The organism is Variovorax sp. GW822-FHT04A09 (genome assembly GCF_058801005.1).
In genome coordinates, this window is the sequence record NZ_JBXAMV010000004.1 from 136251 (window position 1) to 151528 (window position 15278).

Sequence of the window (15278 nt, forward strand, 5' to 3'; positions counted from 1 at the left end):
ACTTGGGAGGGTCAGAGCACCGGTTCGGGCTTCTCGATGCCCCGCAGCTCGCCACTGGGTGCCGGCGTGCGCGGCGCAATGGCCCGCTCGTCCTGCAATTCGCGCACGGCGAGCTTCTTGTCGGTCATGCGCACCGCGCCGAAGATCGTGGAGAAGGCCACGTCCTTCGCGTCGCGCCCCGTGCCCACGCGCACCAGCCGGTCGACGGGCGCCATGCGCGTTGGATCGAACAGCACCCACTGCCCACCCAGCCATGCTTCGAACACGGCATGGAAGTCCTGCGGCGGTTCGTCGAACCACACATAGCCCACCACCAGCCGCGCCGGAATGTTGAGCGCGCGGCAGAAGGTGATGCCCAGGTGCGCGAAGTCGCGGCACACGCCCGCGCGCTGCACGAACACTTCGCGCGCGGTGGTGGTCGAGTCGCTGCTGCCCGGCACGTAGACGATGCTGTCGTGGATCCAGTCGGCAATCGCCTGCACGCGGCCGATGCCCGGCGGCAGGTCGCCGAAGAGCTGCTGCGCGCAGCGCGCCAGCAGGTCCGACTCGCAATAGCGCGTGGGCAGCAGGTCGCCCAGCACCGCGTCGGGCAGCTGGCTCACCGGCACCTCGGGCAAGGTGGCCGGCACATGCACCACCGGGCGCCGCACCGTCGCGCGGTAGGCGATGGTCAGCGGGCCGGGCGTCGCGTCGAAGCGCACGAAGCGGTTGCCGCTGTCGGGCTCGCAGCCCACCCGCAGCCGCACGGGCGGCTCGATGGTGAGCGTCTCGGCCAGCACCGCCTGCGCACCCGTGCGCGCGGCCTCGATGTTCAGCCGCAGGTGCGCCGGGGCGTCCACCTCGTAGTCCAGGCGCAGGTCGACGTGCGACAGGTGCATGGCATGGGGCAAGGCGGTCAATCGAGCGCCTTCTTCACCGCGCCCACGCCAAGTGCGGCCAGCACCACGAACAGCACCGCCAGCACGAGGAACAGGCCGAACAGCAGCTTGGCGATGCCCGCCGCGCCGGCCGCCACGCCGCCAAAGCCCAGCAGACCCGCCACGAGCGAGATGACCGCAAAAATGATCGCGTACTTGAGCATGGTGAACCACTCCTTGGTTGCTTTGCGGCGGGCATGCGCCGCCGTGTCCGGACTGTAGGAAGCCCCGCCGCGCCGCCCGATAGTCGCCACGCGCGAGCCGCCGTAGGACAAAAACGCGATGCAGCCAAACCCGCTAGCATCCCTTTCGGTCGCACAGATCTTTTCCTTCTATCCATTGGAGTTTTTTCGAATGAAGCTGTACTACTCGCCCGGCGCCTGCTCGCTCTCCCCCCACATCGCGCTGCACGAAGCGGGCATCGCCTTCGAGCCGGTGCTGGCCAGCACCAAGAGCCACAAGCTGCAGGACGGCACCGACTACTACGGCATCAACCCGCTGGGCTACGTGCCGATGCTCGAGCTCGACGACGGCACCCGCCTGCGTGAAGGCCCGGCCATCGTCCAGTACATTGCCGACCTCGCCCCCACCAAGAACCTCGCGCCCGCCAACGGCACCATGCCGCGCTACCGCCTGCAGGAATGGCTGACCTTCATCGGCACCGAGATGCACAAGGGCTTCAGCCCGCTGTTCAACCCGGCCATGCCCGAGGAAGCCAAGACCATCTCCAAGGACAAGCTCAAGGCCCGCTTCCAGTGGCTCGACAGCGAACTCGCCGCCAAGCAGTACCTGATGGGCGAGCATTTCAGCGTGGCCGACGGCTACCTGTTCACCGTCACCAACTGGACCAAGCCCACCGGCGTGGACATCTCGGACTTCCCCAACGTGCTGGCCTGGCACGCCCGCGTGGCCGCCCGCCCCGCCGTTCAGGAAGCGATGAAGGCCGAAGGCCTGCTGAAGTAAGCCGAAGCGCGCAGAACGCGACGCCAGCGACGGTCCGGGCCACCCCAAGGGAAAACCCGGATCACCGCAGCCACAAGCCGCATGCCGCGGCTTTTTTTTCGGGCGACGCTACGGCATCCGTCACCAGGAAGCCGAGCCGCCCATGTCCGAATCCCCTCCCCCTTCTTCCCCTTTCCCCGTCGAACTGCGCGAAGAGATGCGCGGGCCCGTCATGTGGCTCACCATCGATCGCCAGGAGCGCCGCAACGCCATCAACGCGGCCGTGCTCGAGGGCCTGTCCGATGCACTGGCACGCGCCAACCGCGACACCGCCGTGCGCGCCGTGGTCCTCACGGGCGCCGGCACGCGCGCCTTCTGCGCCGGCGCCGACCTGCAAAGCGGCACCTCCTTCAAGTTCGACTACGCCGCGCCCTACCAGGGCATGGCCAACCTCTTTCGCCAGGCGCGGCAATCGACCGTGCCGCTGATCGCGCGCGTCAACGGCGCCTGCATGGCGGGCGGCATGGGCCTCATGGCGATGTGCGACCTGGCCGTGGCCAGCCGCCAGGCCGTGTTCGGCCTGCCCGAGGTGAAGGTCGGCGTGTTTCCCGCGCAGGTGCTCAGCGTGCTCGGCGGCCTGCTGCCGCGCCGCGTGCTGGCCGAGATGTGCATCACCGGCGAACCGATCGACGCCGCGCAGGCGCTCGAGCTGAAGCTGGTCAACCGCGTGAGCGACGACGTCGACGAGAGCGTCGACTGGCTGCTGGGTCGCTTGCTCGACAAGTCGCCCGCCGCCATCCGCCGCGGCCTGTACACGATGAAGAAGATCGAGGCCATGGCCTTCGAGGAATCGATGGCCTTCACCGAAAGCCAGATCGGCCTGTTCGCGCTCACCGAAGACGCGGCCGAAGGCCAGCTCGCCTTCCGCGAGAAGCGCAAGCCGCAATGGAGCGGACGATGAACAGCAGCAACCACAACAGCAATCGCGTCGTGCGCATCGGCGGCGCCTCGGGCTTCTGGGGCGACAGCAGCGTGGGCGCGCCGCAGCTCGTGGCCAGCGGGCAGATCGACTACCTCGTGTTCGACTACCTCGCCGAGCTCACCATGTCGATCCTCGCGGGCGCACGGCTCAAGAAGCCCGAGCTGGGCTACGCGACCGACTTCGTGACGGTCGCGATGAAGGCCGTGCTGAAAGACGCCGTGAAACAGGGCATCCGCATCGTGAGCAACGCGGGCGGCGTCAACCCGCAAGGCTGCGCCGATGCGCTCGCGGCACTGGCCGCCGAGCAAGGCGTCTCGCTGAAGATCGCCGTGGTGAGCGGTGACGACGTGTCGCCGCTGCTGCCCGAGCTGCGCGCCTCGCAACCGCCTGTGCGCGAACTGCAGAGCGGCGCACCGCTGCCCGAGCGCGTGCTCAGCGCCAATGCCTATCTGGGCGCGCGCCCGGTCCAGGCCGCGCTCGACGCGGGCGCGCAGGTCGTCATCACCGGCCGCTGCGTCGACTCGGCCGTCACGCTCGGCGTGCTCATGCACGAATTCCAATGGCAGCCCGGCGACCACGACCTGCTCGCCGCGGGCAGCCTCGCGGGCCACATCATCGAGTGCGGCTGCCAGGCCACCGGCGGCCTGCACACCGACTGGGACACCGTGCCCGACTGGCCGAACATCGGCTACCCCATCGTCGAATGCAGCGCGGACGGCAGCTTCGTCGTCACCAAGCCCGCGGGCACCGGCGGCAAGCTCACGCCCGCCGTGGTCGGCGAGCAGATGCTCTACGAAATCGGCGACCCTGCCGCCTACCTGCTGCCCGACGTGGTGGCCAACTTCACGCAGGTGCGCATCGAACAGGCGGGCGAACACCGCGTGCGCGTGCACGGCGCGCGCGGCCACGCACCCACCGGCAGCTACAAGGTCTGCGCCACGTATGTCGACGGCTTCAAGACCGCGGCGCAGCTCACGATCGTCGGCTTCGACGCGGTGGCCAAGGCGCGGCGCACCGGCGAAGCGATCCTCGCGCGCACCGGCGCCCTCTTCGCGCAACAGGGCCTCGGGCCTTACAGCGGCACGCAGCTCGAAGTGCTCGGCGCCGAGTCCTGCTACGGCCCGCACGCGCAGACACAGGCGCTGCAGATCCGCGAGGCCGTGCTGCGGCTCGCCGTGACGCATCCGCGCAAGGACGCGCTGGAGCTGTTCGCGCGCGAGGTCGCGCCGGCCGGCACCTCGTGGGCGCCCGGCACCACGGGCGCGGGCGGCGGACGCGCCTCGGTGTCGCCATCGATCCGGCAGTACGCGTTCCTGCTCGACAAGGCACGCGTGATCCCGCAGGTGCGCGTCGATGGGCAGGCCGTCGATGTGCCCGCGACGCACGCCACCAGCGACGACCCGCCCGCTGTGCGCACCAACGATGAACTGCCCCTGGCCACGCCCGGCGACGACGCCATCGAGGTCCCGCTGATCCGCCTCGCGTGGGCCCGCAGCGGCGACAAGGGCGACACCTCGAACATCGGCGTCATCGCGCGCCATCCCGAACTGCTGCCGCTGCTGCGCGCGCAGCTCACCGAGGCGCGCGTGGCCGCATGGCTCGCGCACCTGGTGCAGGGCCGCGTCACGCGCCACGAGGTGCCCGGCATCCACGCCTTCAACTTCGTCTGCGAGCAGGCGCTGGGCGGCGGCGGCATGGCCTCGCTGCGCAACGACCCGCTCGGCAAGGGCATGGGACAGATCCTGCTGGCGCTGCCCGTGCGCGTAAGCCCGGCGTTGCTGGCGCGGTTGCTTTCTTAGCACCAATCGGGACAACCGTGCGACAGCAGGGTTGAGACGGGCGGCTTAGCCTTGCGCCTGTTTCAACTCTGCCCCCTCAATCCACGATGTCCACCCTTTTCGACCCCGTCCAGGCCGGCGACCTCCAGCTCGCCAACCGCATCGTGATGGCGCCGCTCACGCGCAACCGCTCGCCCAACGCGATCCCGCCCGACATCGCCGCCACCTACTACGCCCAGCGCGCCAGCGCCGGCCTGCTCATCACCGAAGCCACCGCCATCAGCCACCAGGGCCAGGGCTACGCCGACGTGCCCGGCCTCTACGGCACCGAGCAGCTCGACGCCTGGAAGCGCGTGACCGACGCCGTGCACGCCGAGGGCGGCAAGATCGTCGTGCAGCTGTGGCACGTGGGCCGCGTCTCGCACACCGAACTGCAACCCGGTGGCGGCAAGCCCGTCGCGCCCTCGGCCATCACCGCCAAGACCAAGACCGTGCTCATCAAGGACGGCGTGCCCACCTTCGTTGAAACGTCGGAACCGCGCGCGCTCGACGCGGCCGAACTGCCCGGCATCGTCCACGCCTACGCCGCGGCCGCACGCAACGCCGTCGAGACCGCGGGCTTCGACGGCGTGGAGCTGCACGGCGCCAACGGCTACCTGCTCGACCAGTTCCTGAAAGACGGCAGCAACAAGCGCACCGACGACTACGGCGGCTCCATCAAGAACCGCGCGCGCCTGCTGCTCGAATCCACGCGCGCCGTGGTCGACGCGGTCGGCGGCGGCAAGACCGGCATCCGCCTGTCGCCCGTCACGCCCGCCAACGACGCGCACGACAGCGACCCGCAGCCGCTGTTCACCTATGTCGTGCAGCAGCTCGCGCCGCTGAACCTGGCCTACATCCACATCATCGAAGGCGCCACCGGCGGCCCGCGCGAGATCGCCGACCGCCCCTTCGACTACGAAGCCCTCAAGGCTGCCTACCGCGCCGCAGGCGGCAAGGCCGCCTGGATGGTCAACAACGGCTACGACCGCCCCCTGGCTGAAGAAGCCGTGAAGGAAGGCGACGACCTCGTGGCCTTCGGCAAGCCCTTCATCTCGAACCCCGACCTGGTGCGCCGCCTGCGCGAGCACGCGCCGCTCAACGAGCTGGACAAGGCGACGATGTATGGGGGTGGGGTGAAGGGGTATACGGACTATCCGGCGTTGGGCTGAGCCCACGACGGCCCCTGAGGGCCATGGCAAGATGCGGCGGACCTCTTCATCAACGTCCGCCTGCAGGAGCGCAACGCCATGGCCCGCATCGAACAACGGCTTGCAGCACTCGGCCTCGTGCTGCCCCCTCCCGTCACGCCACCACCCGGCGTCGTCCTTCCCTTCCAGTTCGTCCGCCTCATCGGCCGGCGCGCGATCGTCTCGGGCCACGGCCCGCTCACGGCCGATGGCCGCATCGCTGCGCCGCTGGGCAAGCTCGGCGCAGAGCTGACAGTCGACCAAGGCTACGCCGCCGCGCGCCTCACCGGCCTCGCGATGCTCGGCAGCCTGCAGCGCGCGCTCGGCGACCTGGACCGCATCACCGCATGGACGCGCGTGTTCGGCATGGTGGCCTCGGCGCCCGGCTTTCAACAGCAGCCGGCGGTCATCAACGGGTTTTCCGACCTGATCCTCGAACTCTTCGGTCCCGAGGTCGGCGCCCATGCGCGCAGCGCCGTGGGCATGGCGGAGCTGCCTTTCGGCATCCCGGTGGAGATCGAGGGCGAGGTCGAGTTCGACGCGTGAGCGACAAAGCAGCACCCTGGCACCTGCGCCGCGCCACCGCCGCCGACGTGGCGGCCGTCACTGCGTGCGCCGTCGAAGCCTTCCGCACCTACATCGCGCGCCTGGGCCTCACGCCGCGGCCGATGACGCGCGACTACGCGCAGGCCATCGCCCATCTGCAGGTGTGGGTGGCCGAGCGCAAGGGTTCGCAGATCGGTGCGGCGCTGTTGCTCGACGTGACTGACGAGGGCTTTCTCATCGACGTGATCGCGGTGCACCCCGACCACCAGGGCAGTGGCGCGGGCCGCGCGCTGCTCGAACTGGCCGAGCGCGAGGCACTGCGCCAGGGCCACGCATCGATCTACCTGTTCACGAACGAGAAGATGACCGAGAACCTCGCGCTCTACCAGCGCATCGGCTATGTCGAGTTCCGGCGCGAATCGCTCGACGGGCGCACGCGCGTCTATCTGCGCAAGCCACTGACAAGCGCGTGAACTGTCAGGCGTCGTCCCCAAAGGTCACGCTCACGCGCAGGCCCGTGGGCTCAGCGGCGTCGAGCCGCAACTCGGCCCCCAGCAACTCGGCATAACGCGCCACGATCGACAGCCCCAGCCCCGCGCCCTGCCCCAGCTTCTGGCCCGCGGGGCCTTGCGCCCAGCGTTGCATGAGGTCGCGCTGCGCCTCGAGCGGAATGCCGGGTCCGTCGTCGATCACGCTCAGCGTGCGACCCGCGAGTTCGACGGTGATCGTGCGTCCGCCGTAGCGCAACGCGTTGTCGATCAGGTTGTCGAGGATGCCCTCCACCAGCGCTTCGTTCGCAAGCACCGTCACGCCGTCGTCGAGGCCGCGCGCGCCCAGGTCGACGCCGCGTGCATCGGCGCGCGCGAGGTGGCGCAGCACGGTCTGCTCGGCCAGCATGTCGAGCGACACGGGCGTGCGCTGCAGGTCGGTGCGCGCCTCGTCGGCCAATGCCAGCGCAAGCAGCTGGTCGATCAGGTGGCTCGCACGCGCCTGCCGTTCGGACACGCGCGTGAGCTGTTCGCGCCACACCTCGGTGTCGTGCTGCGCAAGCCCGTACTCGGCCAGCGCGCGAATGCCTGCGAGGGGCGTGCGCAGTTCGTGCGCCACGTTGCCCACGAACTCGCGTTGCGCGCGCACGCTGTGGCGCAGGCGATCGAACAGTGCGTTGACGGCATCGCCCAGGCGCTGCAGTTCTTTCGAGGTCTGCGCCACGGTCACCGGCGAGAGGTCGCGCACATCGCGGGTGTCGAGCGCACGCTGCAGTTCGCCGAGCGGTCGCAGGTCGCGTCGGATGCCGTGCCAGAGCCACACGGCCAGCAGCACGAGCAGCAGCACCTGCGGCGCCATGGCATAGAACAGCAGCCGCTGCACCAGTGCGGCGCGGCTCAGCGTGGTCTGGGCCACGATCACGCGGTAGGGCATGTGCAGGCCGGGTTCGGCGTCGTGATCGAGCACCACGGCACGCAGCACGTTCCCGTCGTAGTCGATGTCGGAAAAACGGTAGCGCGAACCTTCGTCGGGCAGCGGTGCCTTCAGGTCGACCCTGCCCGAAATGGGCGTGCCGTCGAGCCGCTGCACCGAGAAATAGACCTTGTCGGTCTGATCGAACAGCACGGTCGCCACCTCGCGCGGCGTGAGCAGCAGCTCGATGCCGCGTTCGCCGGCCTGCACATTGGCCGACAGCGCATAGGCGTCGTCGAGCATGCCGCGGTCGAAGGCCTGCTCGGAGAAGTAGTTGGCGATGACCAGCGCGATCACCGCGCCGGCCATCCAGGTGAGCGCCAGCGGCACCAGCACGTTGCGCAGCACGCGCCGCGTGAGCGAAGGTGCAGTGCGCGTGACCGGTGGGGTGGCCTCGCTCACGGGCGGCCTCACACCTCGGCTTCGAGCAGGTAGCCGATGCCGCGCAGCGTGCGGATGCCCGCGCCCGAGCCGAGCAGCTTCTTGCGCAGGCGCGAAATGAAGGCCTCGAGCGCGTTGTCGCCCAGCGATTCGTCAAAACCCGAGAGCTTGTCCGACAGCGCCCGCTTGCTCACCGTGCGGCCCGGCGGGCTCATGAGTTCCCACAGCACCTCGAACTCGCGCGCCGGCAGGTCGAGCGGCGCGTTCGCGACCGCGAAACGCCGCGCCTTGCGGTCGAGCTTGAGCTGGCCGAGCACCACGATGTCTTCGGTGCCCTTGGCGCGCCGCACCAGGGCGCGCAGCCGCGCCTCCACCTCGGCGAGGTCGAAGGGCTTGCCCAGGTAGTCGTCGGCGCCGGCGTCGAGCCCGGCGATGCGTTCTTCGGTGCGACCGCGCGCCGTGAGCACGAGCACCGGCGTGCGGTCGCCGCGCGCACGGGCCTGTCGCAACGCGGTGAGGCCGCTCGCCAGGCCGCTGGTAGGGCTGGCGGTGGCGGGCAGGTTGAGGTCGAGCAGCACGGCATCGAAGGGCTGCACGCGCCACAGGTGGTCGGCATCTTCGACGTTGGTCGACACGTCGACCCGGTGGCCCGCGTCGGCGAGGCTGCGCAGCATCACGTCGCGCAGCACGGTGTCATCTTCCACAAGCAGGATTCGCATGGTGAGTGAATGAGTGGTGGGTGATTTGTGGGTCTGCCCTGGCGATGGACGCGTCAGCGGCCGGTCAGTCGCTCACCGCGATAAACGCGACATGAGCATACGACACACCTTCCGATGAGTGCACGCGATCCCTCCGATCCCTTGAGCCTGGTGTCCCCCGCCGTGCAGCGCACCGCGGTGGTTCTGCTGCATGGTTTATGCAGCACGCCTGACGAGCTGCTGACCGTGCAATCGACCCTGCAGCGCCACGGGTATGCGGTGCAGCCGCTGTGCATCTCCGGCTACTCGTTCGACACCGCCGCGCCGCTGCAGCAGGCCGTGCCTTTCGAACGCTGGCTCGACACCCTCGAGGCGCACGTGAAGGCGCTGCGGCGCACGCACGACCGCGTGATGCTGGTCGGCATCTCGGCCGGCGCCTCGCTGGCCCTGGGCGGCGCCATCCGCTGCGGGCGCGAGGTGGACGCGCTGGTGCTCATGTCGACCACGCTGCGCTTCGACGGCTGGGCCGTGCCGCGCACGCGCTTCCTGCTGCCACTGGCCTTCTACACGCCGCTGGGCCGTCTCTGGCAGTACCGCGAGCGCCCGCCCTACGGTGTGAAGAACGAGCGCGTGCGCACCTGGATCGAGCGCGAGCTGCGGCATCGCCAGGTCTCGCGCGCCGGCAGCGCGGTGATCGGCGTAGGTCACCTGCGCGAGCACGACCGGCTGATCCGCCACGTGCGGCGGCGCCTGAACGACGTGCAGTGCGAGCAGGTGCTGGCGCTGCATGCGCGCGAGGATGAGGTGGCCAGCCTGTCCAACCTCGACCTGCTGGTGCGCGGGCTGCGCTGCGCCTCGCTGCGTACCGTGGTCCTGAACAACAGCTACCACATGATCAGCATCGACAACGACCGCCAGCAGGTCGTGCGCGAGACCCTCGCCTTCGCCGAGACCGTGGCCCACGGCCCGGTGCCCGAACCCGTGTTCCGCGTCCGCGGACTTGCTCTTCACGCCTGAAAGAAAGGAACCTCCTCATGTCTTCCTCTCCCACCTTCAACAGCATCGCCACCATCCTTGAGACCGACTTCCGCGTCGCACGCACGGCCATCTCGCCGACCACCGCGCTGTCGGACCTCGGTCTCGATTCGCTCGCGCTCATGGAGTTCGTCTTCGCGGTGGAAGACGCCTTCCACCTGCGCATTCCCGAAGACCGGCTCGACCCGCGCGAAGCCGGCATCACGCTGCAGCGGCTGTGCGAGGTGATCGACGCCGAGGGCGAAGCCGCCGCCGCACGCGCCGAACCCATGGCAGCGGCCGCATGAGCAGCGGCGCCGCCCATGCCGTGCTGGCGGCCACCGCCACGGCCCACACCGCCGCCGCGCCCGTGCACGTGAGCGGGCTCGGTTTCATCACGCCGCTCGGACGCAGCATCGAAGCCTTCGACGACGCGCTGTTCGCCGGCCGCTCCGCGGTGCGCGCGCAGACCCTCGAGATTCCCGGCATGGACCCGATGGCCATCGCCGCCGCCACCTGCGACTTCGACGCCGGCGGCGTGCGCAGCGCCTCGCGCCTGCCGCTGGACCGCGGCACCGCGATGGCCCTGGCCGCTGCGCAGGATGCTGCGGCCGATGCCGGTCTGGACCTCGACGCCCTCGACCGCGACCGCCTCGGCGTCTTCTGGGGCAGCGGCCTGGCCGGCGCCGGCACCTTCGACGCCACCACGCGCGCGCTCTACGGCGAACAGCGCCGCATGCGCCCCACCACCGTGCTCACCGTGATGCCCAACGCCGCGGTCGCCGAACTGGCGCTGCACTTCGGCGCGCGCGGCGCGGCGCTGGCCTATGCCTGCGCCTGTGCTTCATCGGCCGTGGCCATCGGCGAAGCCATGCGCGCCATCCGCGGCGGCTGGATCGACATCGCCATCGTCGGCGGCCACGACGCCATGCTCACGCCCGGCGTGATGGCCAGCTGGCACGCGATGCGCGTCATGGCGCCGCCGCCGGCCGATGCGCCCGCCACCGCCTGCCGTCCGTTCTCGGGCGACCGCGCGGGCTTCGCCATCGGCGAGGGCGCGGCGGCGCTGGTGCTCGAATCGGAAGCCCATGCGCGGGCACGCGGTGCCGGCGCGCAGCCGTTCGTGCTCAGCGGCTACGCCAGCAATTGCGACGGCACGCACATCACCCACCCTGACCCGGCCGGCCAGGTGCGCGCGATGCGTGCCGCGCTGCGCGACGCCGGGCTCGTGCCCTCGGACATCGGCCACATCAACGCCCACGGCACGGCGACGAGCGCGGGCGATGCGGCCGAGGCCGCATCGATCGGCGAACTGTTCGGCGACGCCGCACCGGTCAGCGCGACCAAGGCGATCCACGGCCACGTGCTGGGCGGCGGCGGTGCCATCGAACTCGTGGCCGCACTGCGCGCACTGGCCCGCGAGACCCTGCCGCCCATCGCCCACCTGCACACGCCGGACGCCGCGTTCGGCAACGTCGACTTCGTGCGCGGCGCGGCGCGCGAGGCGCGGGGGCTGCGCCATGTGCTGTCGAATTCCTTCGCCTTCGGCGGCACCAACGCGGTGATCGTGGCGAGCCGGCGCTTCCCGGAGGGTTGAACTTCGGGGGAGAAAAAAACGGGGCGGTTGTCAGCACCACCTTGCCATGGCTATGCTCGGCCGCATCCATCCTTGCGGACCTCATAGAAGAAGCGCGACATGCCCCTGCACCGCCTCGCCACCCCCTCCGATTTCGACGCCGTCTTCGATCTCTACATGCATGAGCGGGTCGTGCCCTACCTGGGCTACGACCCGATGCCGCGCGACGACTTTCGCCCGATCTTCCAGGGCCTGCTCGACAGCGGTGCTTTCTTCATCTTCGAAGTCGATGGCCAGGTCGCCGGCTTCTACCGCGTCACACGCTACCCGGGCCGCGCGCAGCATGTGGCGAGCCTGGGCACGCTCGCGGTCGATCCCGCATTCCACGGCCGCGGCATCGCGCAGACCATGGTGACCGACGTGCTCGCGCGGCTGAAGGCCGAAGGCGTTCGCCGCGTCGAGCTGATGGCCGAGAGCGACAACGCCACGGCCCTGCGTTTCTATGCCCGGCTGGGCTTCGTGCAGGAAGGCACGCTGCGCCAGTTCTACCGCCGGGCCGGTGAAGCGGACTTCGTCGACGAGCACCTGATGGCGCTGCTGTTCGACTGATCCGCTGTCGGATCAATGTTGTGGGTGCTTTGGCTTCCAGCGCCGCAGCAACAGCGCATTCGCCATCACGCTTACGCTCGACAGCGCCATCGCCGCGCCGGCCACCACCGGGCTCAGCAAACCGAAGGCCGCGAGCGGGATGCCGGCCACGTTGTAGGCGAAGGCCCAGAACAGGTTCTGCCGGATCTTCGCCACCGTGCGGCCTGAGAGCTCGAGCGCTTCGGCCACGAGCGCGAGGTCGCCGCGCATCAGCGTGATGCCGGCCGCTTCCATCGCCACGTCGGTGCCGCCGCCCGACGGCGCCATCGCGATGCCCACATCGGCCGCGGCGAGCGCGGGCGCGTCGTTCGCACCGTCGCCGACCATCGCGACCACATGGCCGTTCTTGCGCAGCGCGCTCACCTGTTCGGCCTTGTCGGCCGGCAGCACGTCGGCGCGCACATCCTCGGCCGGAATGCCCAGGCGGGCCGCCATCGCCTGCGCCGCGCGCAGGTTGTCGCCCGAGATCATCACCACGCGAAGGCCGCGCGCACGCAAGGTGCGGATCGCTTCGGCAGCTTGCGGCTTCGGCTCGTCGGCGAAGGCCAGCAGCGCCTGCACATGCGCGGAACCGGCATCGTCGAAGCGCAGCAGCGCGGAGACCGTGGCACCCTGCGACTGCAGGCGTTCGATGTCGGCTTCGGCCGGCATCGCGTCGAGTTCGCGGCACCAGCGCAGGCTGGCGATGGCCCAGGTCGCGCCGTTCACCTCACCGCGCACGCCGCGGCCCGGCATCGCCTGCATCGCACCGAGCGGCGGCGCCTGTACGCCGCGTTCGGCAGCGGCAGACAACACGGCGCGTGCGAGCGGATGTTCGCTGCCGCCTTGCAGGCTGGCGGCCGTGGCGAGCAGGTCGTTCTCCTTCGCCAGCGCACCGGCCGCAGGCAACAGCGCCGTGAGCACCGGACGGCCCACCGTCAGCGTGCCGGTCTTGTCGAAAGCCACAGTGTCGACGCGGTGTGCAATTTCCAAAGCCCGCGCGTCCTTGATGAGGATGCCGTGCTTCGCGGCCACGCCCGTGCCCGCCATCACCGCCACCGGCGTCGCCAGGCCCAGCGCACAGGGACAGGCGATGACCAGCACCGCCACCGCATGGATCAGTGCGATCTCGACGCCGGCCCCCGCGACCATCCAGCCCGCGAAGGTGACGAGCGCAATCACCAGCACCACCGGCACGAACACCGCCGCCACCTGGTCGACCATGCGCTGGATCGGCGCCTTGGCGGCCTGCGCGTCCTCGACCAGCCGGATGATGCGTGCCAGCACGCTCTCGGCGCCGACCGCGCGTACCTCGATGACCATTCGGCCATCACCGTTCACCGCGCCACCGGTCAAGTTGTCGCCGGGATTCTTGGCCACGGGCAGCGGTTCGCCGGTGAGCATCGACTCGTCGACTTCGGACTGCCCTTCGAGCACGCGCGCATCGGCCGGCACGCGTTCGCCGGGACGCACGGCGAGCCGGTCGCCGACCATCACCTCGGCCAGCGGCACGTCGCTTTCCTTGCCGCGTGCGTTGATCAGGTGCGCCACTTCGGGCCGCAGCTGCTGCAGCGCGCGGATCGCCGAGGTGGCCTGGCGCTTGGCACGCGCCTCAAGCCACTTGCCCAGCAGCACCAGCGTGATCACCACCGCCGAGGCTTCGAAATACAGGTGCGGCACCATGCCATGCCCGGCATGCCCGCCGGTGGCGGCGCGCCACCACAGCCACAGCGACAGGCCGAAGGCCGCGCTGGTGCCCAGCGCCACCAGCAGGTCCATGTTGCCGGTGCGGGCCCTGGCCGCATGCCAGCCCGCGCGGTAGAAGCGTGCGCCGAGCCAGAACTGCACCGGCGTCGCGAGCAGCAGCTGCACCCAGGGCGGCAGCATCCAGCTCTGGCCGACCAGGTCGCCGAGCATCGGCGCCATCAACGGGATCGACAGCGCCAGGCCGATGGCCACGGGCATGAAGCCGTGCCAGGGCGACAGCGCGGCGGCCTCGTCCTGCGCGGTGCTTTCGGCGCGCGGCTCGTAGCCGGCGGCGCGCACGGCGCGGCGCAGCAGCAGGGCCATGTCCTCGCCGCCGGTGGCCACGATGCGGGCCGACTCGGTGGCGAGGTTGACGCTCACGTTCTGCACGCCGGGCACGTTCTTGAGCGCGCGCTCCACGCGCATCACGCACGAGGCACAGGTCATGCCGCCGACCGAGAGGTCCAGCGTGGCGGCGGCCGCGGAAGGTTGAGGCTGAATGTGTTCCATGGCCCCGAGGCTAAAGCCTGACACCATGGCAAGGTCAAGCGCGGTGGCTTCAAAGCCCTTGGCTGGACGTTGACATCGTGAGAGGGTTGAAACTGGCGTTGTCCCCGATTCGGGTGTTCAATCCTTCCACCCTTCATTCATTCCGACAAGGAGCAACGACGATGAGCCAGAAATTCCAGGTCTCCGGCATGAGCTGCAACCACTGCGTGGAGGCGGTGCAGGACGCGGTGCAGACGGTCGACCCGCACGCGCAGGTCACGGTCGATCTCGAAACCGGTCATGTGGACGTGTTGAGCCAGCAGCCGCGCCAGGACATCGTGGTCGCGATCGAGAACGCCGGCTACACCGTTCAATGATAACGGCGACCTCCGCCCACGGCCGCCAGGTCGCCATCGGCGAGGCCGCGCGGCTGTCGGGCGTGTCGGCGCGCATGGTGCGCCACTACGAAGGCCTGGGCCTGCTGCCCGCGGTGGCGCGCACCGAGAGCGGCTACCGCCAGTACAACGACGCCGACATCCACACGCTGCGCTTCATCAAGCGCTCTCGCGACCTGGGGTTCTCGATGGAAGAAATCGCCGAACTGGTCGGCCTGTGGCACAACCGCCGCCGCGCCAGCTCGAGCGTCAAGCGCATCGCGCAAAAGCACCTGGGTGAACTGGAACAGCGCATCGCCGACATGCAGTCGATGCGCAGCACGCTCGCGCACCTCGTGCATTGCTGCCACGGCGATGCGCGGCCCGACTGCCCCATCCTCGACGACCTGAGCCAGGTCTAGAGTCCAGGTACTCCCCCAGGCTTCGCGCACTTCGTGTCGCTGCGCCAACCCCCTCGCCGGGGGCGATACCGGTGGCCCGGCAAAGCCGGTTCCACG

The 15278-nt window shown here is 70.0% G+C and carries 17 protein-coding genes; 12 read left to right on the top strand and 5 right to left on the bottom strand.

The annotated features are described in order from the left end of the window. Positions 1 to 11: 11 nt before the first annotated feature. Positions 12 to 899, bottom strand: a complete 888-nt coding sequence (locus tag AC1RLW_RS20745) for a transglutaminase-like domain-containing protein (protein WP_492742986.1) — start codon at positions 897 to 899, stop codon at positions 12 to 14. Beyond that, positions 896 to 1081, bottom strand: a complete 186-nt coding sequence (locus tag AC1RLW_RS20750) for a DUF1328 family protein (protein ID WP_013538518.1) — start codon at positions 1079 to 1081, stop codon at positions 896 to 898. The genes AC1RLW_RS20745 and AC1RLW_RS20750 overlap by 4 nt, the downstream gene beginning before the upstream one ends. A gap of 190 nt (positions 1082 to 1271) precedes the next feature. Between AC1RLW_RS20750 and gstA the strand changes: the two genes are divergently transcribed. The 6 genes from gstA to AC1RLW_RS20780 all read left to right on the top strand — a co-directional run bounded on the left by gstA (position 1272) and on the right by AC1RLW_RS20780 (position 6867). Continuing rightward, the gene (gene gstA, locus AC1RLW_RS20755; RefSeq protein WP_139704705.1) at positions 1272 to 1880 is read left to right on the top strand and encodes a glutathione transferase GstA; all 609 of its coding nucleotides are present in this window, start codon (positions 1272 to 1274) and stop codon (positions 1878 to 1880) included. Positions 1881 to 2022: 142 nt separating this feature from the next. Next, entirely contained in the window at positions 2023 to 2820 is a 798-nt protein-coding gene (locus AC1RLW_RS20760; RefSeq protein WP_493194834.1) for an enoyl-CoA hydratase/isomerase family protein, read from the top strand. Then, positions 2817 to 4640: an acyclic terpene utilization AtuA family protein gene (locus tag AC1RLW_RS20765; protein ID WP_493194836.1), complete on the top strand. Its 1824-nt coding sequence runs from the start codon at positions 2817 to 2819 to the stop codon at positions 4638 to 4640. Before AC1RLW_RS20760 ends, AC1RLW_RS20765 begins: the two co-directional genes overlap by 4 nt. Before the next feature lie 86 nt (positions 4641 to 4726). Continuing rightward, on the top strand, positions 4727 to 5830 hold the full coding sequence (locus AC1RLW_RS20770) for an alkene reductase (RefSeq protein ID WP_159279063.1): 1104 nt from the start codon (positions 4727 to 4729) through the stop codon (positions 5828 to 5830). 78 nt (positions 5831 to 5908) lie between these two features. Then, positions 5909 to 6394 carry a RidA family protein gene (locus AC1RLW_RS20775; protein WP_493194838.1) on the top strand — a complete coding sequence of 162 codons (486 nt, stop codon included), beginning with the start codon at positions 5909 to 5911 and terminating at the stop codon, positions 6392 to 6394. Further along, entirely contained in the window at positions 6391 to 6867 is a 477-nt protein-coding gene (locus AC1RLW_RS20780) for a GNAT family N-acetyltransferase (protein ID WP_493194839.1), read from the top strand. Before AC1RLW_RS20775 ends, AC1RLW_RS20780 begins: the two co-directional genes overlap by 4 nt. A gap of 4 nt (positions 6868 to 6871) precedes the next feature. On the opposite strand, the gene AC1RLW_RS20785 is transcribed toward AC1RLW_RS20780, so the two are convergent. Together AC1RLW_RS20785 and AC1RLW_RS20790 are read right to left on the bottom strand one after the other, a co-directional pair. Continuing rightward, the gene (locus AC1RLW_RS20785; protein WP_493194841.1) at positions 6872 to 8257 is read right to left on the bottom strand and encodes a sensor histidine kinase; all 1386 of its coding nucleotides are present in this window, start codon (positions 8255 to 8257) and stop codon (positions 6872 to 6874) included. An 8-nt stretch (positions 8258 to 8265) separates the two neighbouring features. Beyond that, entirely contained in the window at positions 8266 to 8955 is a 690-nt protein-coding gene (locus AC1RLW_RS20790; RefSeq protein WP_056574813.1) for a response regulator transcription factor, read from the bottom strand. Positions 8956 to 9069: 114 nt separating this feature from the next. Between AC1RLW_RS20790 and AC1RLW_RS20795 the strand changes: the two genes are divergently transcribed. The 4 genes from AC1RLW_RS20795 (at position 9070) to AC1RLW_RS20810 (ending at position 12133) form a co-directional block, all read left to right on the top strand. Beyond that, a complete protein-coding gene (locus AC1RLW_RS20795; RefSeq protein ID WP_493194842.1) occupies positions 9070 to 9951 on the top strand; it encodes an alpha/beta hydrolase in 882 nt (293 codons plus the stop codon). Positions 9952 to 9968: 17 nt separating this feature from the next. Then, positions 9969 to 10256, top strand: a complete 288-nt coding sequence (locus AC1RLW_RS20800; protein WP_307695346.1) for a phosphopantetheine-binding protein — start codon at positions 9969 to 9971, stop codon at positions 10254 to 10256. Then, on the top strand, positions 10253 to 11545 hold the full coding sequence (locus AC1RLW_RS20805; RefSeq protein ID WP_493194844.1) for a beta-ketoacyl-[acyl-carrier-protein] synthase family protein: 1293 nt from the start codon (positions 10253 to 10255) through the stop codon (positions 11543 to 11545). Before AC1RLW_RS20800 ends, AC1RLW_RS20805 begins: the two co-directional genes overlap by 4 nt. 99 nt (positions 11546 to 11644) lie before the next feature. Beyond that, a complete protein-coding gene (locus tag AC1RLW_RS20810; protein ID WP_493194845.1) occupies positions 11645 to 12133 on the top strand; it encodes a GNAT family N-acetyltransferase in 489 nt (162 codons plus the stop codon). 12 nt (positions 12134 to 12145) lie between these two features. On the opposite strand, the gene AC1RLW_RS20815 is transcribed toward AC1RLW_RS20810, so the two are convergent. Beyond that, positions 12146 to 14407: a heavy metal translocating P-type ATPase gene (locus AC1RLW_RS20815; protein ID WP_493194847.1), complete on the bottom strand. Its 2262-nt coding sequence runs from the start codon at positions 14405 to 14407 to the stop codon at positions 12146 to 12148. A 161-nt stretch (positions 14408 to 14568) separates the two neighbouring features. On the opposite strand from AC1RLW_RS20815, the gene AC1RLW_RS20820 reads away from it, so the two are divergent. Both AC1RLW_RS20820 and cueR read left to right on the top strand, forming a co-directional pair. Then, a complete protein-coding gene (locus tag AC1RLW_RS20820) occupies positions 14569 to 14763 on the top strand; it encodes a heavy-metal-associated domain-containing protein (RefSeq protein WP_062473802.1) in 195 nt (64 codons plus the stop codon). Then, complete coding sequence (gene cueR / locus AC1RLW_RS20825; RefSeq protein WP_493194849.1) at positions 14760 to 15182, top strand: Cu(I)-responsive transcriptional regulator; 423 nt, start codon at positions 14760 to 14762, stop codon at positions 15180 to 15182. The genes AC1RLW_RS20820 and cueR overlap by 4 nt, the downstream gene beginning before the upstream one ends. Positions 15183 to 15278 lie beyond the last annotated feature (96 nt).